The organism is Thalassospira sp. (assembly GCF_048059015.1).
Classification (GTDB): Bacteria; Pseudomonadota; Alphaproteobacteria; order Rhodospirillales; family Thalassospiraceae; genus Thalassospira.
Genome location: NZ_JBLLNT010000002.1, coordinates 443,999 through 463,774 on the forward strand (window position 1 = coordinate 443,999; position 19,776 = coordinate 463,774).

The following is a 19,776-nucleotide window of genomic DNA, read 5'->3' on the forward strand; positions in this document are numbered from 1 at the left end:
CCGTAGTGAAAGCTTCCGATACATTGTTCGAACAATTTCGGGCGATGGTTGCATGTTTCTTATGTGCGATCCGGTGAAGCTATTGCGAAACACGTGACTGGTGTGCCCTGTTCGCGCTCCTGCAACGTAACGGGCGACAAGAAGCGAGCCCCGTTCAGAGCGGAAAGGTTTCGAAGTGAATTTCAAGTTCTTTAGTGGCGACGCCGCAGCACGCAGTGAACAGCAAGTTACTGCAGCACTCGGTCGGTCAATGGCGCGCATCGAATTTGACGTATCGGGAAATATCCTGAGTGCGAACGAGAACTTTGAAAAAGTCATGGGCTACAGGGCTCGTGACATCATTGGCAAACATCATTCGATGTTCGTGCCAGAAGAAATCATGCATTCGGATGAATATAAAGGTTTCTGGAAGAAGCTTGGCAATGGCGAGTTTCTGAGCGGCGCGTTCCCGCGCAAACGCCGCGATGGTGGCTTGCTGTGGCTTGAAGCAACCTATAACCCGGTTGTCGATGCGAATGGCAAGGTCATCAAGATTGTTAAATTCGCCAGCGACATTACCGCGCGCCGGAACGATCGCGCGCTTTTGCAAAGCGTATTTGATGCGATCAGCGCATCGCAGGCCGTGATCGAGTTCGATCTTGAAGGCAAGATCCTGAATGCGAACAAGAATTTCCTGTCCGTGATGGGCTATGACCTCGACGAGATCAAGGGCAAGCATCACAGCCTATTTGTGCCGGAAAAGCAGCGCAACTCATCGGAATATCGCACCTTCTGGCAGAACCTTAATCAGGGGCGTTTCCAGGCGGGTCAGTTCCAGCGCGTTGGCAAGGGCGGCAAGGAAGTCTGGATTGAGGCGACCTATAACCCGGTTCTCGATGCTGTTGGCAATCCGATCAAGATCATCAAGTTCGCGACCGACATCACCGAACAGACCAAGCTTCTGATCAATCTGAAACAGATGATTGATGGCAACTTTGCCGAGATCGAAGGCAATATTGGTGTTCTCAATGACCGCACCAGCAGCAGCGTTGGTGCATCTGAAAACACCATGGATCTGACGCGCAATGTTGCGGCTAGCACCGAACAAATGGCGGCATCTATTGCCGAGATTTCGCACAGCATGGCGAAGTCGCAGACCGAAACCGAACGTGCCTTTGAGCAAACCAGCAACGCCAATGAAATGACCCAGCGCATGACCGGTGTGGTCGATGAAATGGGCAGCATCGTCGAAGTCATTCGTGACATTGCAGGTCAGATTAACTTGCTGGCCCTGAACGCGACGATCGAAAGTGCACGTGCAGGTGAAGCAGGCAAAGGCTTTGCCGTTGTCGCCAACGAGGTCAAAAACCTTGCCAATCAGGCCGCCCGTGCGACCGAGCAGATCTCTAATGAGATTGCGGGCATTCAGTCGATCTCGACCGAAGTTGCCGGTGCGCTTGAAGTCATTCGTCGTTCCGTTGAAACGGTGCGCGATGATGCAACCAGCATTTCAGCGGCTGTGACGCAGCAAACGGCAGTGACCGACAATGTATCGGTCAGCATGCGCGATATGGCGTTCTCGGTTGAAGAACTGACTCGAAACCTTGAAGCGATCCGCGCGACAACCGATACGGTTGCATCCTCGATGGTGAAAACCCGTCAGGCAGCAGAAGTTCTTGCCCGATAGGCATCATCTGCGATCACATAACTGATACAGAAAACGGGGCGGAAACAGGGGTTTCTGCCCCGTTTTTCTTTTATGACATTTTGAAGATGTTCCAAGGCTCCATTTCGGAACCGCTTGCTTTGCGCGCGGTGAAATCGCAAGAATAGCGCCCTTGATAAACAGGATATGGCGACAGAAGTGACAAACGGGGCAGTGGGGCAATGACGAACGATCATTTGCGCATTGATGTTCTGGGGGTGGGCGAGGCGTTCGACCCGAACTTTGAAAATTCGTCAGTTGTGGTGACGGCAGATGGTTATCATCTGCTGATCGATTGTGGTGCGACGGTTGCGGGCGTTTTGATGGGCAAGTTCCCCGACCCTGATGCGATCGACGCGATCTATTTCACCCATATGCATCCCGACCATGTTTTCGGATTGGTGCCGGTGATGCTCAATTGGCGCGATGATGGACGCTCCAAGCCACTTCACATCCTGTGCAGTCCGCAGCTGCGCACCCATCTGGAAAAGCTGATGGAGCTTGGCTTTACCGGGCTTGGTTCGGCATGGCCGTTTACCATCATCTGGCATTCGATTGCCGATACTGATCAGATCGGCCCGTTTGAATGCAAATTTGCGCGTTCTGATCATAGTGTGCAGAACCATGCGATCTTGCTGCGCTATGAGAATAAGGGATTTGCCTATTCAGGTGATGGCAATGTCACCGCCGATACCGCAGCACTGTTTACCGGTGCTGATTTGGTGTTTCAGGAAACCTATCTGACCCGCCATGACCCGCAGCATGCCGCACATTGCGATCTGGAAACCGTGCTAAAGCTGGCATCAGACATGCCAGGTGCGCGGTTTTGGCTCTATCACGTCAAACGCGACGCCAGGGCCGAGATGTCAAATATCATTCAGGGAAATGAACAAGTCCGTATGGCAGTACCCGGCGAAGTGATCGAAATTCGCTAACGCGTTTCGGGGACGACAGGTTCATTTGTTCTCGAGATAGGGCCGCAGGCAATGCAATACTTGCTGTGGAACTGTCAGGTGCGGCAGATGACCACGAGATTCGATGATATGTAGCTCGGCGTGTGGCAGATGGGCCTGAAGGTATTCACCCACGGCCACAGGAACGGCCAGATCGTTTCGGGGCTGCATGATCACGGTCGGAACCGTAATATCAGGCAAGATGCTGCGATAATCTGATTCAAATATAAATTTTGCAGTTTGCAAGGCCACGGGCATGGGCATTTCAAGCAAGCCTGCGGCAAATTCCAAAACAAAGTCCGGAAATTCATCGCCGACAATCATCGGCGCAAAACCGTTTGCCCAGTTCTTGTAGCTGCCTTCCATCGCGGCAAACAAACCACTGAGGTCATTTTGCTCGAAACCACCATGGTAGCCGTCATCATTCAAATATCGTGGTGACGGGGCAATCATGAAGATGTGGGTAAACAGATCAGGTCGTCTTTGCGCGGCTATCAGGGCGACCATGCCGCTAACCGAATGCGTCAGAATGTCGCATTTCTTGACACCCTGTTCGTCGATCAGCGCCAGCAAATCGTCTGCATAGGATGAAATGGATGTATGGCGCTCGGGATCGAAATTTTCGACCCGGTTTGGTCCGGCACCAGCCAAGTCATAGACAGCGACATCATAATGGTTGAGCAGATCAGGCAACAGCAATCGCCAACTGCGATGGTCTGTGCCAAAGCCGTGCGATAACACCAAAAGACGGGCGTCTTTGCGTTTTGCCGAGTTGGGGATGATGCGCCAGTTGTGCAGCGTTACGTGACTGACGGGTGCCTCAATAGGCGTAAAGTTGGTCAACCAGGGTTACCCCAAAGTGCAAACCGATGAGCCCGCAATGCCGGGCATCATCGGTTGGCGGATACAGGGAATTAGTGAACGGCGCGCGGCTCCATGTCGTGCTGGCGGATCGCCGCATCAGCAACTGCCTGGCTTTCAAAAGACGCAATATGGGTGCCGTCGGCGGTAAAGACGCCATAGACCAGCTCGTCGCTGTCTTCTTCATTGTTGGGGACCTGCCGGATATAGGCGAAGTCATGAATGCCCAACATCGCGAAATCAACATTCGACAACAGGCCGGTATCCTTCGGGGCACGCTGGGTGACTTTGGCGTCGTGGTTCGCTGTGCGGTTTGTCATTTTAACCACTCCTTGCTTAGGCAGTGCCGTCTTCGTCTTCGACCTTCATATCGATGGTACGTGACGGAACAGCTTTTTTCTTGTTCGAGCCAATCGCAATTTCACGCACGACAGGTTCTGGCAGAGGTCTGTTCAAATCGACATGAAGCAGGCCGTTATCCAGATGGGCTCCAACAACTTCGATGCCCTCGGCAAGGACAAAGGAGCGTTGGAACTGGCGCGACGCGATACCGCGGTGGATATAGACACGTTCGCTGTCGTCCTCGGAGTGTTTACCGCGAATGATCAGCTGGTTGTCTTCTGTGGTTACCGACAAATCTTCTTCGGCAAATCCGGCGACTGCGACGGTGATGCGCAGCTTGTTTTCACCGATCTGCTCGATGTTATAGGGCGGATAGCCTTCGGCCTTGGTTTTCGAAACCTGATCCAGAACGCGTTCGATCTGATCAAAACCTAAAAGCAGCGGGCTGTTAAACATAGAAATCCGTGACATTTGCAGCACCTCCTCCGTCAGAGCGAGTGTGATTGGTATTCAGACCCCACGCATCATGCGTTTCGGGCATCCGTTTGTTCGACCCGAACCCTTCGGCACCGAACGTTTCATCTATACGAATAAATGTGGTTTTCCGCGCGATAGTCAAGAGTTGCCTGCGCCCTTGGGCTTGAGATGCCGCTATCATGTTGCTCTGCAAAACTTATGCACAGGAAACCCACAGCTACCTTTGACCGGATTGGCACGAGTCACCGCTTGCGCTGTGTAAGATCGGGCATTTTATCAAGCGCGTAATAAGCAACCGTCTGATCCTTGCCACGCAGCGCCACTTCATGAAGAACCGCGTTTTCCGGCAAGGGAATCGGGCCAAGATCAAACAGACCCTTGGATATCACCAATGGCACGCCGTGCCCCTTTGTCTGGGCTTCCAGGCGGGCTGTTGTGTTGATCGTATCGCCAATCGCGCTGATATTTTCGCGGCCGGGTGGGCCCATTTCACCAACGATTGCCTTGCCCATATGCATGCCAATACCGATGCGCAGCTGATGGGGAAGTTCGGATTTCAGATGTTCATTTAGGCCTTCGATCCGGCGCAGCATTTCTGCCGCCCCTTCGAAGGCCTCAAGGATGGTGCGATCTGTATCCTCGGTCTCGTGACCATAAAGCGCCATCAGCCCATCACCGGTGAACTGGGCGTAATAACCCCCGGTGCTGCGAAGGGCCTCGGTCATTTCGGCAAAGAACTGGTTTAAGATGAACAGCACGTCATAGGGCATCTTACGTTCGCCAAGCTTGGTCGAATCGCGCAAGTCGATAAAGACGCAGACAACCTGTCTTTCACTGCCGGACAATCCCCCTGGTCGGCGGCCATCGCGTGCGGTGGCGTTCGGCGGCATCAGCGGAGCGACCGCCAGATCATTTTGTGGTCTAATCTGACAGGCAAGACGCATGCCGCGCGGGGCCTGAATGCTTTTAAGTGCTGCGGCCTCAATCTGGCCGGGTGGGGCAAGTTGATCCAGACCCGACCCGCAATGCATGCGGCATGTGGTGCAACGTCCATGACCACCACAGACTGACGCCATCGGAATGCCTGCATCGCGCAAGGCTTCAAGGGCGGTGGCACCGGGCGGCACACGCACCGATCGACCATTGGGCAGGCTTAGCATCGGACCACGTTTGACCCGATCAATCGTCTGGCGGATCTGGCGCACACCAAATGGCGCAAGGGCCAGTGCAATCGTCATGATGGTCAGTGGCGTTAGCGCATTTTCATAGAAGCTGATCGCTGCCTGATTGACGTCGGCGGCCTCAAGAACGCCAAACACATATTTGCGCCCACCTTCCTCGGTGCGGCGAATGATTTCGGCTGCGGCTGCGGCATAACCCGCCAAGGCCAATGTCGGGATCAGGATGGCAAAGGTGCCCAACGCATTGCGCCATTTTGGATAGAACGGTTTAACGCGCAGCCAGAAATGAATGCCGATGCAACCATGCGCCCAGACGACGATGACCGAGACTGCCTGCAAGAACCCCTGAAACGGAATAAATACCGCCAGATCAAGCAGGACGCGCTCATATTCCGATGACACATCAAAGCCAAGTTCGATCACGCGCGTTGCGATGATATGGCGAAACAGCAAAAACGGAATACACAGCCCTAGTATCATCTGTGCCCATTCCGAGGTGCGCAGGCGCAAGGTACGGCGACTGGTCAAACGTGCGGTGGCCAGCAGGAAATGGACAATCAGTGATACCAGCAACAAGATTTCAAGTGGTGGGAATTGCCAGATCTCGGTCGTGAATTCGCTGAAATCGCTCATCAGTTCGGGGGAGACGATCCCGGCCGAATGGTTCAGCAAATGGATCAGGACATAGGCGAACAGTGTCAGTCCTGAATACAGTCGCAAGCTCTGAATCATTGTGTTCCGCCACGTTGCTGAAAATCTGTTTGCTGCGAATTGGTTGCGTGCTTAAGTGATCGCGACTTCACCTAACGACCGCCCCATTATGATGTCCAATCATAAACAAGTTATGTCAGGAATAGCGCCCCAAATGTCACACGCAGTAAATCCCAGCCCCTCTAAAGATCAACTTAACGTCGCAATCGCGCAAATTGCCCCGGTCTGGCTTGATCAGAAGGCCACCATCTCGAAAATCAAGGATGCGATTTCTGATGCCGCGGGCCAAGGCGCGCAGTTGGTCGGCTTTGGCGAAACGCTATTGCCGGGATATCCGTTCTGGATCGAACGCACCGATGGTGCGCGGTTTAACGATCCCACCCAGAAGGAGCTCCATGCGCTATATCTGGATCAGGCGATTGTTATTGAACGCGGTGATCTTGATGAAGTTTGCGCATTGGTGCGTGATCATTCGATTGCAGTGTATCTTGGCATTTATGAACGGCCGATGGATCGCGGTGGTCACAGCGGGTTCTGTTCACTGGTTTATATCGATCCGACCGGCGTGATTGGATCAGTCCATCGCAAATTGATGCCGACTTATGAAGAGCGCCTGACATGGTCACCCGGTGATGGCAATGGTTTGCGAACCCATGCGCTTGGTGCTTTTCGCGTTGGTGGTCTGAATTGCTGGGAAAACTGGATGCCGCTTGCGCGCACAGCACTTTATGCCGATGGCGAGGATTTCCATTTCGCCTGCTGGCCGGGTGGCGAGCGCAACACACAGATCACGCCGTTTCTGGCCCAAGAAGGCCGATCCTATGTGATGTCGGTATCAGGTCTGATGCGGGTGTCAGATTTCCCGCAATCAACCCCGCATCTTGATCGCATTCTTGCCGGGAACGGGGATAACGAGTTCTTGGCCAATGGTGGGTCCTGTCTGGTGGCACCGGATGGCAGTTACGTGATCGAACCGATTGTCGGGATCGAAGCGGTTAAAACCGCGACCATTGATCATGGTCTTGTGCGTCGGGAACGGCAGAATTTCGATCCGGTCGGGCATTATTCCCGCCCGGATATCCTGAAACTTGAAATTGACCGCCGTCGTCAAACGGCGGGCCGCTTTGTCGATTGATTTGATCGACCGGGTTGCGCGCGCCTGACCTATGGGTCAGGCGGCGTTTTTGACGCGCTTTTTGGTCAGGAATTTCACAAGCGACGTTGCGAAATCAGTGCTCGAAATCGGGGTTTCAAGCGATTCGACCGCCGTTGCATAGACGTCATCCGGGAACAGATCGTGACGGAGTTCCAGCAATGCTTCCTCGTAAGGACGCATGAATTCCGGGTGCGGCTGGATTGATGCAGCATTATCGCCATATTGCAGACCGGCATAGGGGCAGAAATCCGAGCTTGCCCAGACGGTCGCACCTTCGGGCAGTTCAACAACCTGATCCTGATGCAGGGCATTGATGCGGATGGTGGACGGGGTTCCCGCCAGCCAGTCACTGTTGCCGGCCGAGACTGCATATTCATGAACGCCAACGCCCCAGCCCTTGTCGGACTTGACCACTTTGCCGCCAAGTGCTGTGGCAAGGATCTGATGGCCAAAGCAGATGCCAAATACTGGCTGACCGGCACCGACGGCTTCGCGCAGGAATTCCTGAAGGCGGATCATCCAGGGCGCATTTTCATAAACGCCGTGTTTGGAGCCCATGATCACCCAGCCATCTGCTTCATTGATTGATGCAGGGAACTCATCTTGCAAGACGGTCCAGCTTTCAAACTCAAGACTTGGGTCGACATCGCCAAGGAGTTTTTCCAACATCTTTGGATAGCTTTTAAACTCTTCGCGAAGTTCTTCCGGTGCGAGCCCCGGTTCAAGAATGCCGATCTTCATGCAGAGACCTTTATAGACTTCAATGTGGCGCTGTAGCTCAGTTATGGGATTTTAACGCCAAAAACAAGCCCGGTGCTGCGAGAATTCACGCGATTTTTGACCGGAAATGCGAAACCGCCCGGCGGAATGCACGGGCGGTTGCACGGTCTGCGATCCTTGGGGTGTGGGACTACAAGGTCGCAGGCCACTGACGGGTGGCGTCAGCTATTCCAGTGTAATGCGCGTGCACCAGCCATTCCGGCCAGCATCGCGACAACAAAAAGAACCGTATCGGTCTGCCCAAAGGCGAGGGCACTTAATGCCGGGCCCGGGCAATACCCGACCAGACCCCATCCGGTGCCAAACAAGACGCCCCCAAGGATCAGGCGACGGTTGATCGCCTTATTGGTCGGAAGGCTCATGTCGCCGCCGCAAACGGCCTGGCTGCGATTCTTTGCGAATTGAAAGATCGGCATGGCCACTGCAAGACCACCGCCCATGACAAAGGCAAGGCTCGGGTCCCAGCCGCCATCGGCAATAGCCCAGATATCAAGGAAGCCAAGGACTTTCTGCGGATCAATCATGCTTGAAATATAAAGGCCTGCACCAAACAGGGTGCCGCAAATCAGGGATACCAAAATACGCATCATGCAACTCCCAATAGATGGCGGGTAATCAGAACGGTGATGAACCCCGCAGCCATGAAGGAAAGAGTCGCAACAAGCGAACGCAGTGAGAAACGTGACAGGCCGCAAATGCCATGGCCGCTGGTGCAGCCACTGCCGATCGTCGTGCCGATGCCGACAAGTAAGCCTGCCGCAATGATGACCGGAAGCGGACTGGTTACGACACTTTGGGCTTCAATCGACGTGCCAGACATCAAAAGAAGTGGGCCAATGATCAGGCCAAGAACGAATGCGATGCGCTCGATCATTGCCGATCCGTCTTTGGATGGTGACAAAAGACCACCGACGATACCGCTGATACCGGCAATACGGCCATTGAGCAGCAGGTAAAGGCCAGAGGCCAAACCAATAAGTCCGCCGCCAATCAGGGCGGAAACGGGCGTGAAGTTTTCCATCATAAAATCCGTAGTGAGATGATTTATATTAATTTATGCGAATAAACTGAATTTATCAACGAAAATCGTAACTTGGTGGGTGGTTTCTTGTAAATCGGTGCCGATGTGGACCTGCGCCAATCTGGCGATCCTAACGACAATCAAAGCCGCAAGTGTTGGTATAAATGGGGTTGCGGGATTAATGCCAAGGGCAAGTTTAACATAAAATCCATGTATTAATATATTGCCATAATGGGTGTTACGATATTGTTCTCATTAATGCGAATAATTATCAAAATAATTTGCATATGCGTGATGTCGGTGTTACCCCAGTCCGGACTACTCAAAAGTGTGGTTTAGGGGGAATTTGAACCATGAAGATTATCTGGCAAGAAATTGCCCGCCGCAGCCTGCCGATGCTCATGGCGTGTGGTCTCACCGCCATCGGGTCTCAGGCGCTGGCCGCAGACGGTGCTGTCAGCTTTGTCGATCAGTCTGATCGCGAAGTGACGCTCGACAAACCGGCAGAACGCGTTGCAACCATCCCGATCCCGGCGGCTTCGATGTTTGTTTCCCTTGATGGTGGAACCGATCGACTGGCCGCAATGCATAAGCTTTCCAAATCTGCTTTGCTTGAAGGTGTTCTGGGGGATTTCTTCCCGCAGTCCAAAGACGTTCCAAGTGACATCGTCGGCGAGGGCTTTATGCCAAACATCGAAAGCCTGCTTTCGGTGAACCCGGATCTGGTGTTCCAGTGGGCCCATCGGGGCGATGACATCATTGCACCGATCACCAATGCGGGTCTTAAAGTCGCGACCTTCCGTTATGGGACCGAGGAACTTGCACGTGGCTGGATCACCACCATGGGTGCGGTTATCGGCAATCCGGAAAAGGCAGAGCGCCTGATTGCATGGCGTGATGAGGTGATGGCCAAGATCAAGGCCAAAACGGATGGGATTGCGGACGCAGACAAGCCGCGTACCCTTTACTTCCTGCGCTTTAACTCCGAGCTCAAGGTTGCTGGCGAAGGCGCTTATAACAGCTTCTATATCGATCTTGCCGGTGGTCAGAACCCTGCCCTTGATGGTCCGACCTGGCAGGTTGTTGGTCCGGAGCAGATCCTAGAATGGAATCCGGAAGTCATTCTGTTGAACGGCTTTGAAAGTGATCTCAGCCCGCAGGATGTCTATGACAACCCGCTTCTGGTTGATGTTGCTGCGGTGAAGAACAAGCGCGTCTATCGCGTGCCGCTTGGCGGTTACCGTTGGGATCCGCCCAACCAGGAAAGCCCGCTAATGTGGATGTGGCTGTCACAGGTTCTGCATCCGGACCTGTTTGATTGGGATCTGCGCGCCGAGATCAAATCCGCTTATGAATGGATCTATGGTCAGGTGCCGAGCGATGAACAGATCGATGGCATCTTGCGCGTATCGCAAAATGGTAGCGCCGCCAACTACACGCCCTTTGTGAATTAAGAGGACGTGCAGATGACCAGCACAGTCGCAACAGCAACAGATAACCGGTTGAACAACCAACCCGTCCTTTGGGGGGCCTTGGTGGCGGGGACGCTTATTCTGGCATTAGGATCACTGGCAATCGGTCGTTATGACGTGCCGATTGAAAACGTGATCGGCATTCTGGCGCATCATGTCTTACCGATTGACGCCGAATGGAAAAATGTCGAACAGCGCGTGGTTGAACTGATCCGGATTCCACGCATGTTGCAGGCTGTGCTGGTCGGTGCTGCCTTGGCCTTAAGCGGTGCCGCCCTTCAGGGTGCGTTCCGCAACCCGCTGGTCGGGCCGCAGATTGTCGGCGTGTCATCGGGTGCGGCCCTTGGCGGGGCGACAGCGATTTTCTTGTCGCTCGGGACTTTTGCCGTGGTTGGCAGCGCCTTTGTCGTTGGCGTTCTTGCCATGGTGATTGTCTATCTGATTGCCCGGACGGAGGGTCGGGCGCCAATCCTGATGCTGGTGCTTTCAGGTGTGATCGTAAGTGCGTTTTGCACATCCATGACGTCCCTTGTGACCTTTTTCGCCAATCCCGAAGATAGCCTCCCGGCGATTGTCTATTGGCTGATGGGAAGCTTTGCGACCGCAAGCTATGACAAGGTCGGGATCCTTTGCATTGCACTTTTGCTGGCCGGTGTGCCGCTTCTGGCGCTGCGGTTTCGCATTAATGTCCTGTCGCTTGGCGATGAAGAGGCCGAAGCCCTTGGCATCAAGGTCGAACGCACGCGCTGGATTGCTTTGCTGGCGATTGCAGGTCTTGTTGCAGCATCTGTTTCGGTCAGTGGCATTGTTGGATGGGTCGGGCTGGTCGTGCCGCATTTTGCTCGCATGTTGTTTGGCCCGGATCATCGGCTTGTGCTGCCGGCATCCATGATCATGGGGGCGGCCTACATGCTGTTTATCGACAATATTGCCCGCACCCTGACGGCATCGGAAATTCCGTTGGGGGTTCTAACCGCGATTGTTGGTGCGCCGGTCTTTGGCTGGTTGCTGCGCCGAACCCGTGCGCGGGGGTGGTAATCCATGATCTGTGTTGAAAAGCTTGGTTTCAAACACCGTCTGCGTCCCAACTGGATTTTCCGCGATCACAGCCTGACGGTGGATCGGGGCGAAGTCGTCGCCGTCATCGGACCAAATGGCCGGGGTAAAACCACCCTGATCAAGACGATCCTAGGTTTGCATAAACCGGTCGAAGGATCAGTGCGCTTTGACGGGACGGTTGGCTATGTGCCGCAGAATACAGAGGCATCCTTTCCCTATTCCGTGCGCGACATGGTGGTGATGGGCCGTGCGCGGCACGTCAAAACGTTCGGATCGCCCGGTCGTGATGACTATCAAAAGGCCGATGCAGCTTTGGAACGGCTTGGTGTCGATCGGTTTGCCAACCGCCCGGTGACCGAACTTTCCGGCGGCGAGCGGCAATTGGTTTTGATTGCCCGTGCGCTTGTATCTGATTGTCAGATCATGGTGCTGGATGAGCCGGCATCGGCGCTTGATTTCAGGAACCAGCAGACAATCCTGACAGTGTTGCGCGATCTGGCCCGTGAGGATGGGATGACGGTCCTGTTTACCACGCATATGCCGCAACATGCCCAGGTCATTGCCGATCAGGTTTTGTTGATGCGCGATGTTGATCGCTATGACTTTGGCCCGGTCGACACGGTGCTGAGCGAAGAAAACCTCTCAACCCTTTATGGCATCGATATCCGATCCATCGATTTTGATCATCAGGGCCGCAGTCAGCAGGCGGTTGTGCCGGTATTCGTCTAACCAGAAAGTCCTCAGACGGGAATATGAACGTGCGCACAGAAAAAGACATCCTCGTTGCCTGTATCGGCCCGGACAAGATGGCGCCATCGCTGGCAGATCGCGCAAAGTTCGCACCGGTCATTTTTGAACGTGTTGATCAATACGAGCTGCCTGATTGTGACCTGTCGCGCTTTGCTGCCCTGTCGATCTCAATTCATGCCGATCAACGTTTTCTGCTGTCGCAGAAGGAGCAGATAGCTGCTTACCTTGCTCGCGGTGGTGTGGTGCTTTGGAGCGGCCCGATGGCCTATCCCGTGATTGATGGCGTTGGGACGTTTGAACCGCGCCCGGCTCGAAACCTGACCGGTTTGACCGTGACAAGACTGGTAGACCACCCATTGTTCGAAAGCGTGACCGGCGAAGATTTGACCTTCCGCCGTGGTGTTGCCGGTTTTTGGGGCAGAGGGCATAACCCGGCACCGGATGGTGCGATTTTGCTGAATGGCCTTGATCGTGATCCAATGTCTGCCCCGGTCGACTGGATTTGGGACCGACCAGAAGGCGGAACCGTCATCAGCCATGCGGGCAATGACTTCCTGACATTTGCCCAAGCCGGGAATGGCACGACAGCTGATCATCTGGCCCCGAACTTTGCCAAGTGGCTGATCAGCCATGTACATGCCAAGCAGGAGGAGCGGGTATGAACCTCCAATCTGCAAATGTGACCCGCCCCAAGCTGATCGCCCTTGATGGTGGCACGGGGTATCACAAGGCAACATTTGATGATCCGAAGATTGCCCGGTACATTGATGAGGTGATCTATATCCGCGACTTCTGCGATGATGACCTTGTTGATGCGGCGGGCCTTATCATTCCCTGCCGTACCCCGCCCGAAGTTGTTGTCCCGCATACGGAACGCATTCTGGGATTCCTCAAACGCGGTGGCATGGTGGTTGCCATGGGCGATACCGGACAAAATCAGTGGCTTCCGGATGTGTCATTGACATCGGTTGAAACCAATTTCTGGTGGTGGCTGGAACCGGGATCAGATCTTGGTCTTGAGATCGCCGATCAAAGCCATGACATGTTTGCCGAAATGGGAAAATCAGATGTCAGTTGGCATCTGCATGGGCTTTTTGACGTGCCCGAAGGGGCAAAGTCGCTTGTGGATTACCGTGACGGGCGTTCGGTCCTTTATGAAGATACGCAAAATTATGCCGGGCATCTGATCGTGACATCGCTTGATCCGATGTATCATCACGGGGCCTATTTCATGCCGGCGACGACCCGGTTTTTATACGGCTTCATCCCATGGATTCGTCGTACGCTCGACGCCAAAGCCGCTTTGTCATGAGACAAAATGCTTCGCTGCTTGTAGTGCGCTGAAATAGCGATATCTTATCTGTCTTGCCAAAGTCCGAATTTCAGAGGATATAGCATTATCTTTGGTTGTGGTTTCGGCTTGCTTGCCAAACCCCCTTTTCGGATTTCTATACATAGATGAGCAAAGATCGGCTTTCGGCCAGTCGGCGTCTTGATGTCGCATTGGCGTTGGTGTCGCAGGGTGATTATGTTGCCGCGATTGATGTCGCGCGTGCAGCATTGGCGGCAGATGGCGAATGGGACGAAGCCCATTTCACCTTGGGCGACATTTTTGAACGCGCCGGTGAAACCGAAAACGCCGTCGAAGCTTTCCGTCAGTATCTGATCCTTGATCCGGTTGACCGCATGGGGGCGGAAGTCCGCTTGACCCTGCTAGGCGCAGCAGCGATGCGTGATCGCCTGCCGCCGGACTATGTCAAAGCCCTGTTTGATGATTATGCGCCGCGCTTTGAAATCAGTTTGCGCGATCGTCTGGCCTATCGCGGGCCGGAATTGCTGCTTGAAGCGGTACGTGCCCACCTTTCTTCTGCGACCGGCCCGGTTGAGGTACTTGATCTTGGCTGTGGAACCGGTTTGGTCGGCGAAGTCTTTGCCGGTTACTTTGAAGCAATTGATGGCATTGATCTGTCACCGCGCATGATCAACCGTGCGCGTGCCAAGGGCATGTATCGCACGCTTGTTGCTGGTGACATCACCGATATGCCCGCAGAAATCGGGAATGACTACAGCTTTGTTATTGCTGCAGATGTTCTGAATTATCTCGGCGACCTCGCCCCGGCCCTTCGTGCGGCACATGCGCGCATGAAGCCCGGTGGTTTGATGGCCTTTAGCCTTGAACATGGCGAGGCCTTCCCGTTCGATCTTGGCCCCGGCCAGCGTTTCCGCCATCACCAGCGCGCCATTTCTGAATGGCTTGTTGAATGCGGGTTTGAACTGATCTCGGACGAGCTGGGTGTGCTGCGTCAGGAAAAAGGCAATCCGGTCGAAGGCCGCATCATGGTTGCCCGTGCAACTGATGGCCTATCGCAGCTTGCGGGCAAACTTATCTCGCAAAGCGACCCGGACCAGGCATCTGGTCAGACCCTGCATTAAGGTTGATTGACCCAGAACGCTCTTTTGCTGAACAGAACAGTGACAGTGCGCATTGATTGTTCAGGTGAAATCGGGTTTTCTGTCTTTTTGCCGGGTGCTTGACGTGCCCGGGGTTTCCCGGAGAGACGCATCAGATGTTCGCCCAATGGCGCGAATCGCTTCAACATTTCATGGATTGGTTTCTGCGCAAACGTGCAGAGATGCGGTTCTTCTTTGCCAAATTGTTCACCGTTTTCATCCTGATCAATTTGGGATGTTACTGGTGGGCATTGCTGACAACCTATCCTCATCTGCTCAACACTTGGAAAGGTGACGAATATATCCTGATGGGGTTCCCTGTTGCCGTAATGGGGGCGATGTTTGATGCGCTATCATTTTATGTGACTGTCGAAATCATTCGCCGGGCATTGGTCAGCAAGGGCAACATTCAGTTTGTCAGTTATCTGAGTGTCGATATCCTGATCGCAATTGTTGCTACCTTCTGGGTGCTGTTTGCATTCGTTGCATCGGGTTGGTTGGTCTCTCAGTTTCTAGATCGTCCGGAAACGATGACCTATCGCACGGACCTCTATGAAGGGCGGTTTTGGAAGGCACTCCAAGATCCGTTTGCGCCCGATAATCTGCGCAATATTTACTTTGGCATGATGATGGGCGCTTCGGCCTTGTTGCCAACCCTTTATCACTTCGGCTTAGCACTATTTTCAGCCCTGCGCTGGGTATTCGGGCGCTTCAAAGTGGCAGGGTCGCAATCGTGATGGTTTGGTTCAAGCGCGCCGCAGCCGTCGGATTTTGGGGCCTGATCCTTGTGATCGGGTTTTTGTCGCTCCAGCCAATTGAAAATCTGCCCGATGTTCAAATCTGGGATAAGATCCAGCATCTTGTAGCCTATGGGGCATTGGCAGGTTGCGGGCTTGTTGCCTACCCTAACCGTCATTGGCAGGTGATTGGCTTTACCATTGCCTATGGGATCGGCATCGAGTTTGCCCAAGGAGTGGTTCCCGGGCGCTTTCCCAGTTTTGGCGATGCAGTGGCAAACACATTGGGGGCGGTTATCGCCCTTTTGGTGATGCGTGTTGGCTCGGTTCGGCGTCTGATCCAGTCGGCGCCTTAGAAAAGTCGGGGTCCAAATTAGATGAACTCAGACCCCGTTTTCACAGATATCAGGCCTTTGGCATATCGCCGCGAATGATATAGGCCAGTGCCTGCACGACTTGTTCTGGCTCGCGCGCGACACCATTGGCTGCACCATCGACTTCCTTAAGTGCATGGTCGTGTTCGGTCGGGTGCAGGGTGATATAGGGGATGCCAAGGGCGGCTGCGTAACCTGCATCAAAGGCAGCATTCCACTGTTTGTATTTTTCGCCAAATCGAATGACGGCAAGATCGGAGCCTGACAGCAGGGTTTTGGTGCGCATGGCGTTGAGTTGTGCACCTTTGCGGTCATGCCAGAACTTGTTTTCCTCAGCCCCGAAAACGGCAACGCCGCAATCATCGGAATCTTCATGCATGGTGATCGGTGCCACCAGTTCGACCGGAAGGCCCGCTTCTTTCACCCCGGCGGCGATACGTTCGCGCCAATCGCTATGAATTTCACCCGATAGATAGACGGTCCAGACCTTGGTCATGTTTCTTTCCCTGTTTGATCATATTGATGGGGCTCATTGCCCATCGTGACGGTTTGATTTTGCATGTTAGTGCAACATTGACCGTGCCTCTACCGGCTGAGGTGATTTTTGATCAATCGGAGGGGTTTCTGGTCTGGCGCAGAAAGGGGCCTAAACGACAAAACCCGTTGCCAAAGGCAACGGGTTTTGAATGGTGGAGCTGATCAGGATCGAACTGACGACCTCTACAATGCCATTGTAGCGCTCTCCCAACTGAGCTACAGCCCCACTTTGTCCGCGTCGCAGGTTTCCAAGGAAAGCTCTGCGGCGCGGCGCATATTTAGAAGGTTCACCAAATGTTGGCAAGACCTATTTTCAAAATTTCTTAGCGATCATCGTCGTCTGATTCGACATGCTCGTAGACTTCGCCAAGATCATCGTCGTCTTCGCCGAGATCCGAGGCATCCTCGAGAATATCATCGTCCAGATCGCTATCGACATCATCATCAAGATCGCTGACGTCATCGATGTCTTCGTCTTCTTCCGGTGCCGGTTTGGCAACCGCGGCTTTCTTGACCTTTGTCACGCCATCAGGTGTAGCGCATTTCGGGCAAACAACCGGGGTACGGTTCAGATCGTAATACTTGGTACCACAGGCGAGGCAGTGACGTTTCTTACCGCGTGCTGACATTACGGCAAATCCTCTTAATTACCGTTATCATCGAGAAGTAAAGACTGTTCGTCGCAAGGTGCTGCAAAGCAGCGCATGACGTGATGTCTGAAAGGCCCAATTGCCATCTTGTTGTCGCCTTGTCAAAAGGAAATTGATCGTTTTTTCCGTGAAGCGCCTATAGAGCGAAATCTTGGTCACATTTACGCAATTTTGACGGTGAAATCCCGGATCATATCCGCGCAGATTTCCGTAGCGAAAACCCGTGTCAAAATTTGGGTTCGATACTGGTGCATGACAACCGCTTGTGCTAGAGCAGGATGCGGCGATTGAAAGGCTCCTGAGCGCCTGAAACCACGGCTGCCCGTTGCGCACCCGCGTTGCGGCTTTTTCAATCGATCCGAATGTGATGAAAAACAGTTACTGACAGGTATGGCTCCATGAGTGCTTCGCAGACCAAACGCCCGCTTGCTTCGGCCAAATCAGGGCCGCTTACGGGCGATATCCGGGTTCCGGGTGACAAATCAATTTCCCATCGCTCCCTGATGTTTGGCGGTCTGGCAATCGGCACGACCAAGGTCACCGGTCTGCTTGAAGGCGAAGACGTTCTGGCAACTGCAGATGCCATGCGCAAACTTGGCGCGACCGTGACCCGCGATGATGATGGTACATGGCATGTTACCGGTGTTGGCGTTGGCGCCCTTCGTGAGCCTGATAGCGTGATTGACATGGGCAATGCCGGGACCGGCATCCGTCTGATGGCGGGCATCGTTGCCACCCACCCGATCACGACTTTCTTTACCGGTGATGCGTCGCTGTGCAAGCGGCCGATGGGCCGTGTTGCCGATCCGCTGTCAGAATTTGGTGCGCAATTCATCACCCGTGATCGTGGCCGTCCGCCGATGGCCGTGATCGGAACCGATGAAGCAAAGCCGATTACTTATACCCTGCCGATGGCATCGGCACAGGTGAAGTCTGCTGTGATGCTGGCGGGGCTGAATACGACCGGCACCACCACCGTGATCGAACCGAAGCCATCGCGTGACCATACCGAACGCATGCTGCGTCACTTTGGCGTCGATGTTGATGTGAAGGTCAATGACGATGGTGGTCGCACCGTCAGCCTGACCGGTCCTGCGGAAATGAAGGCTGCGGACATTGTTGTTCCGACCGATCCGAGCTCGGCCGCATTCCCGATGGTTGCTGCCCTGATCAATCCGGACTCCGAGGTGACCATCCGTGACGTATGCCTTAACCCGCTGCGTACCGGCCTAATCACCACCCTGATTGAAATGGGTGGCGATATCACGATCACCAACGAGCGCGAAGAAGCTGGCGAAACCATCGGTGATCTGATTGTCACGGGCAAAAATCGCCTGAAGGGCATCGTCGTTCCGGCTGAACGTGCGCCGTCGATGATCGATGAATATCCGGTTTTGGCAGTTGCCGCGGCCTATGCCGAAGGCGAAACCCGCATGTGTGATCTTGAAGAACTGCGTGTGAAGGAATCGGATCGTCTGGCAGCTGTTGCCGCCGGTCTTGAGGCCAATGGCGTTATTCACCGCATCGAAGGTGATGATCTGATCGTGACCGGTGGTGTCGTTCCGGGTGGCGGGATCGTTGAAACCCACCTTGATCACCGTATTGCAATGTCGTTCCTGGTTCTGGGTCTTGGCGCAGAAAAGCCGGTTGCGGTTGATGATGCGCATCCGATTGCGACAAGCTTCCCGAATTTTGAGTCATTGATGGGTGACATGGGTGCAAATTTTGCGCTGTATTACTGATCGATTCACCCCAATATATACTCAAGGGTCCTGAGCCCCAGATCAGGCCATCAAGGCTTGGTCTCAATATCAACAGGGAGCGAAGCATATGATCATCGCCATTGATGGGCCGGCTGCGTCCGGCAAGGGGACTTTGGCGCGTCGAGTCGCGGACGCAATGAACTATGCCTACCTTGATACCGGTCTTCTTTATCGTGCCACCGGTGCGAAAGTTTTGGCCGAAAATGCAGATCCTTCTGACGAAGTAGTTGCCGTGCGCGCGGCAGAAAATCTGAGCGCCAATGATCTTGGCGGCGAAGAACTTCGCAGCGAAGAAGTTGGGACTGCTGCCTCAAAAGTTGCAGCGATTCCAAAGGTTCGCGAGGTTTTGCTTGATTTCCAGCGCAGCCTTGCAACCACCCCGCCAGACGGTCGTCGCGGCGCTGTTCTGGATGGTCGTGATATTGGAACGGTCGTTTGCCCGCAGGCCCCGATCAAGTTTTATCTGACGGCAAGTGTGGAAGAACGTGCAAACCGTCGGTTCAAACAGTTGCAGGAAAAAAATCCCGCTGCTATATACGAGCGCGTTCTTAAAGAGCTTGAAGAACGGGATGCCCGAGACAGTGCCCGCGATGTTGCACCGCTCACCATGGCAAAAGACGCAATCCATATCGATACGGATCGTCTGAATGCCAATGCAGTGTTCGACGCAGTCATGGCACATATTCGCACCCACATGGGTGAGAATGACTGATCAAAAGGCGTTTTAACCGTCAGGCGAAGAACGATTCCGAGGTGCCGGCCACATGGTCAGTCCCTAAGGTGAACGACTTGTGCGTTCACCTTTTCGTCTATGGAA

General features: G+C 54.0%; 22 protein-coding genes and 1 tRNA gene. 13 read left to right on the forward strand and 10 right to left on the reverse strand.

Features of this window, described 5'->3' with window-relative positions; translation table 11 throughout:
* Nucleotides 1-175 precede the first annotated feature (175 nt).
* Nucleotides 176-1,666, forward strand: a complete 1,491-nt coding sequence (locus ACMZ66_RS02770) for a PAS domain S-box protein (protein ID WP_416934195.1) — start codon at nucleotides 176-178, stop codon at nucleotides 1,664-1,666.
* A 200-nt stretch (nucleotides 1,667-1,866) separates the two neighbouring features.
* On the forward strand, nucleotides 1,867-2,619 hold the full coding sequence (locus ACMZ66_RS02775; RefSeq protein WP_416934197.1) for an MBL fold metallo-hydrolase: 753 nt from the start codon (nucleotides 1,867-1,869) through the stop codon (nucleotides 2,617-2,619).
* A 21-nt stretch (nucleotides 2,620-2,640) separates the two neighbouring features.
* On the opposite strand, the gene ACMZ66_RS02780 is transcribed toward ACMZ66_RS02775, so the two are convergent.
* The 4 genes from ACMZ66_RS02780 to ACMZ66_RS02795 form a co-directional block, all read right to left on the reverse strand.
* Nucleotides 2,641-3,378 carry an alpha/beta fold hydrolase gene (locus ACMZ66_RS02780; protein WP_416934604.1) on the reverse strand — a complete coding sequence of 246 codons (738 nt, stop codon included), beginning with the start codon at nucleotides 3,376-3,378 and terminating at the stop codon, nucleotides 2,641-2,643.
* A 173-nt stretch (nucleotides 3,379-3,551) separates the two neighbouring features.
* Nucleotides 3,552-3,818 carry a DUF1150 family protein gene (locus ACMZ66_RS02785; RefSeq protein WP_416934199.1) on the reverse strand — a complete coding sequence of 89 codons (267 nt, stop codon included), beginning with the start codon at nucleotides 3,816-3,818 and terminating at the stop codon, nucleotides 3,552-3,554.
* 16 nt (nucleotides 3,819-3,834) lie between these two features.
* Complete coding sequence (locus ACMZ66_RS02790) at nucleotides 3,835-4,311, reverse strand: Hsp20 family protein (RefSeq protein ID WP_416934201.1); 477 nt, start codon at nucleotides 4,309-4,311, stop codon at nucleotides 3,835-3,837.
* 248 nt (nucleotides 4,312-4,559) lie between these two features.
* Complete coding sequence (locus ACMZ66_RS02795; RefSeq protein WP_416934202.1) at nucleotides 4,560-6,230, reverse strand: adenylate/guanylate cyclase domain-containing protein; 1,671 nt, start codon at nucleotides 6,228-6,230, stop codon at nucleotides 4,560-4,562.
* 133 nt (nucleotides 6,231-6,363) lie between these two features.
* Here ACMZ66_RS02795 and ACMZ66_RS02800 point away from each other — a divergent pair, with 133 nt between their 5' ends.
* Nucleotides 6,364-7,344, forward strand: coding sequence for a carbon-nitrogen hydrolase family protein (locus tag ACMZ66_RS02800; protein WP_416934204.1), 981 nt, complete (start codon nucleotides 6,364-6,366; stop codon nucleotides 7,342-7,344).
* Between the two features lie 36 nt (nucleotides 7,345-7,380).
* Here the strand turns inward: ACMZ66_RS02800 and ACMZ66_RS02805 are convergent, their stop codons facing one another.
* From ACMZ66_RS02805 to ACMZ66_RS02815, 3 genes are all read right to left on the reverse strand, one after another.
* Nucleotides 7,381-8,106 carry a glutamine amidotransferase-related protein gene (locus ACMZ66_RS02805; protein ID WP_416934206.1) on the reverse strand — a complete coding sequence of 242 codons (726 nt, stop codon included), beginning with the start codon at nucleotides 8,104-8,106 and terminating at the stop codon, nucleotides 7,381-7,383.
* Between the two features lie 200 nt (nucleotides 8,107-8,306).
* Complete coding sequence (locus ACMZ66_RS02810) at nucleotides 8,307-8,735, reverse strand: DUF6691 family protein (RefSeq protein ID WP_416934208.1); 429 nt, start codon at nucleotides 8,733-8,735, stop codon at nucleotides 8,307-8,309.
* A complete protein-coding gene (locus tag ACMZ66_RS02815; protein ID WP_416934210.1) occupies nucleotides 8,732-9,169 on the reverse strand; it encodes a YeeE/YedE family protein in 438 nt (145 codons plus the stop codon). Before ACMZ66_RS02815 ends, ACMZ66_RS02810 begins: the two co-directional genes overlap by 4 nt.
* A gap of 350 nt (nucleotides 9,170-9,519) precedes the next feature.
* Here ACMZ66_RS02815 and ACMZ66_RS02820 point away from each other — a divergent pair, with 350 nt between their 5' ends.
* From ACMZ66_RS02820 to ACMZ66_RS02855, 8 genes are all read left to right on the forward strand, one after another.
* The gene (locus tag ACMZ66_RS02820) at nucleotides 9,520-10,620 is read left to right on the forward strand and encodes an ABC transporter substrate-binding protein (protein WP_416934212.1); all 1,101 of its coding nucleotides are present in this window, start codon (nucleotides 9,520-9,522) and stop codon (nucleotides 10,618-10,620) included.
* A gap of 12 nt (nucleotides 10,621-10,632) precedes the next feature.
* A complete protein-coding gene (locus ACMZ66_RS02825) occupies nucleotides 10,633-11,676 on the forward strand; it encodes a FecCD family ABC transporter permease (RefSeq protein ID WP_416934214.1) in 1,044 nt (347 codons plus the stop codon).
* A gap of 3 nt (nucleotides 11,677-11,679) precedes the next feature.
* Nucleotides 11,680-12,426, forward strand: coding sequence for an ABC transporter ATP-binding protein (locus tag ACMZ66_RS02830; RefSeq protein ID WP_416934216.1), 747 nt, complete (start codon nucleotides 11,680-11,682; stop codon nucleotides 12,424-12,426).
* A gap of 29 nt (nucleotides 12,427-12,455) precedes the next feature.
* Nucleotides 12,456-13,109, forward strand: coding sequence for a hypothetical protein (locus ACMZ66_RS02835; protein ID WP_416934218.1), 654 nt, complete (start codon nucleotides 12,456-12,458; stop codon nucleotides 13,107-13,109).
* Complete coding sequence (locus ACMZ66_RS02840; RefSeq protein WP_416934220.1) at nucleotides 13,106-13,759, forward strand: hypothetical protein; 654 nt, start codon at nucleotides 13,106-13,108, stop codon at nucleotides 13,757-13,759. The genes ACMZ66_RS02835 and ACMZ66_RS02840 overlap by 4 nt, the downstream gene beginning before the upstream one ends.
* Before the next feature lie 146 nt (nucleotides 13,760-13,905).
* Nucleotides 13,906-14,880 (forward strand): methyltransferase domain-containing protein, encoded by a 975-nt coding sequence (locus ACMZ66_RS02845; protein ID WP_416934222.1) that lies wholly within the window; start codon nucleotides 13,906-13,908, stop codon nucleotides 14,878-14,880.
* A 134-nt stretch (nucleotides 14,881-15,014) separates the two neighbouring features.
* Nucleotides 15,015-15,635 carry a hypothetical protein gene (locus ACMZ66_RS02850; protein WP_416934224.1) on the forward strand — a complete coding sequence of 207 codons (621 nt, stop codon included), beginning with the start codon at nucleotides 15,015-15,017 and terminating at the stop codon, nucleotides 15,633-15,635.
* Entirely contained in the window at nucleotides 15,635-15,991 is a 357-nt protein-coding gene (locus ACMZ66_RS02855; RefSeq protein WP_416934606.1) for a VanZ family protein, read from the forward strand. Before ACMZ66_RS02850 ends, ACMZ66_RS02855 begins: the two co-directional genes overlap by 1 nt.
* Nucleotides 15,992-16,040: 49 nt before the next feature.
* On the opposite strand, the gene ACMZ66_RS02860 is transcribed toward ACMZ66_RS02855, so the two are convergent.
* From ACMZ66_RS02860 to ACMZ66_RS02870, 3 genes are all read right to left on the reverse strand, one after another.
* A complete protein-coding gene (locus ACMZ66_RS02860; protein ID WP_416934226.1) occupies nucleotides 16,041-16,505 on the reverse strand; it encodes a YtoQ family protein in 465 nt (154 codons plus the stop codon).
* Between the two features lie 191 nt (nucleotides 16,506-16,696).
* Nucleotides 16,697-16,772, reverse strand: a tRNA-Ala gene (locus ACMZ66_RS02865).
* Between the two features lie 97 nt (nucleotides 16,773-16,869).
* Nucleotides 16,870-17,175 carry an FYDLN acid domain-containing protein gene (locus tag ACMZ66_RS02870; protein WP_416934228.1) on the reverse strand — a complete coding sequence of 102 codons (306 nt, stop codon included), beginning with the start codon at nucleotides 17,173-17,175 and terminating at the stop codon, nucleotides 16,870-16,872.
* Between the two features lie 419 nt (nucleotides 17,176-17,594).
* Here ACMZ66_RS02870 and aroA point away from each other — a divergent pair, with 419 nt between their 5' ends.
* Complete coding sequence (gene aroA / locus ACMZ66_RS02875) at nucleotides 17,595-18,938, forward strand: 3-phosphoshikimate 1-carboxyvinyltransferase (RefSeq protein ID WP_416934229.1); 1,344 nt, start codon at nucleotides 17,595-17,597, stop codon at nucleotides 18,936-18,938.
* Between the two features lie 88 nt (nucleotides 18,939-19,026).
* Nucleotides 19,027-19,671 (forward strand): (d)CMP kinase, encoded by a 645-nt coding sequence (gene cmk / locus ACMZ66_RS02880; RefSeq protein WP_416934231.1) that lies wholly within the window; start codon nucleotides 19,027-19,029, stop codon nucleotides 19,669-19,671.
* Nucleotides 19,672-19,776 lie beyond the last annotated feature (105 nt).

Excerpts from the sequence above, each read along its gene's own strand:
- ACMZ66_RS02775 (WP_416934197.1), top strand. The coding sequence starts at position 1,867 with ATGACGAACGATCATTTGCGCATTGATGTTCTGGGGGTGGGCGAGGCG.
- ACMZ66_RS02785 (WP_416934199.1), bottom strand. The coding sequence starts at position 3,818 with ATGACAAACCGCACAGCGAACCACGACGCCAAAGTCACCCAGCGTGCC.
- ACMZ66_RS02790 (WP_416934201.1), bottom strand. The coding sequence starts at position 4,311 with ATGTCACGGATTTCTATGTTTAACAGCCCGCTGCTTTTAGGTTTTGAT.
- ACMZ66_RS02795 (WP_416934202.1), bottom strand. The coding sequence starts at position 6,230 with ATGATTCAGAGCTTGCGACTGTATTCAGGACTGACACTGTTCGCCTAT.
- ACMZ66_RS02800 (WP_416934204.1), top strand. The coding sequence starts at position 6,364 with ATGTCACACGCAGTAAATCCCAGCCCCTCTAAAGATCAACTTAACGTC.
- ACMZ66_RS02805 (WP_416934206.1), bottom strand. The coding sequence starts at position 8,106 with ATGAAGATCGGCATTCTTGAACCGGGGCTCGCACCGGAAGAACTTCGC.
- ACMZ66_RS02810 (WP_416934208.1), bottom strand. The coding sequence starts at position 8,735 with ATGATGCGTATTTTGGTATCCCTGATTTGCGGCACCCTGTTTGGTGCA.
- ACMZ66_RS02815 (WP_416934210.1), bottom strand. The coding sequence starts at position 9,169 with ATGATGGAAAACTTCACGCCCGTTTCCGCCCTGATTGGCGGCGGACTT.
- ACMZ66_RS02820 (WP_416934212.1), top strand. The coding sequence starts at position 9,520 with ATGAAGATTATCTGGCAAGAAATTGCCCGCCGCAGCCTGCCGATGCTC.
- ACMZ66_RS02825 (WP_416934214.1), top strand. The coding sequence starts at position 10,633 with ATGACCAGCACAGTCGCAACAGCAACAGATAACCGGTTGAACAACCAA.
- ACMZ66_RS02830 (WP_416934216.1), top strand. The coding sequence starts at position 11,680 with ATGATCTGTGTTGAAAAGCTTGGTTTCAAACACCGTCTGCGTCCCAAC.
- ACMZ66_RS02840 (WP_416934220.1), top strand. The coding sequence starts at position 13,106 with ATGAACCTCCAATCTGCAAATGTGACCCGCCCCAAGCTGATCGCCCTT.
- ACMZ66_RS02845 (WP_416934222.1), top strand. The coding sequence starts at position 13,906 with ATGAGCAAAGATCGGCTTTCGGCCAGTCGGCGTCTTGATGTCGCATTG.
- ACMZ66_RS02850 (WP_416934224.1), top strand. The coding sequence starts at position 15,015 with ATGTTCGCCCAATGGCGCGAATCGCTTCAACATTTCATGGATTGGTTT.
- ACMZ66_RS02855 (WP_416934606.1), top strand. The coding sequence starts at position 15,635 with ATGGTTTGGTTCAAGCGCGCCGCAGCCGTCGGATTTTGGGGCCTGATC.
- ACMZ66_RS02860 (WP_416934226.1), bottom strand. The coding sequence starts at position 16,505 with ATGACCAAGGTCTGGACCGTCTATCTATCGGGTGAAATTCATAGCGAT.
- ACMZ66_RS02870 (WP_416934228.1), bottom strand. The coding sequence starts at position 17,175 with ATGTCAGCACGCGGTAAGAAACGTCACTGCCTCGCCTGTGGTACCAAG.
- aroA (WP_416934229.1), top strand. The coding sequence starts at position 17,595 with ATGAGTGCTTCGCAGACCAAACGCCCGCTTGCTTCGGCCAAATCAGGG.
- cmk (WP_416934231.1), top strand. The coding sequence starts at position 19,027 with ATGATCATCGCCATTGATGGGCCGGCTGCGTCCGGCAAGGGGACTTTG.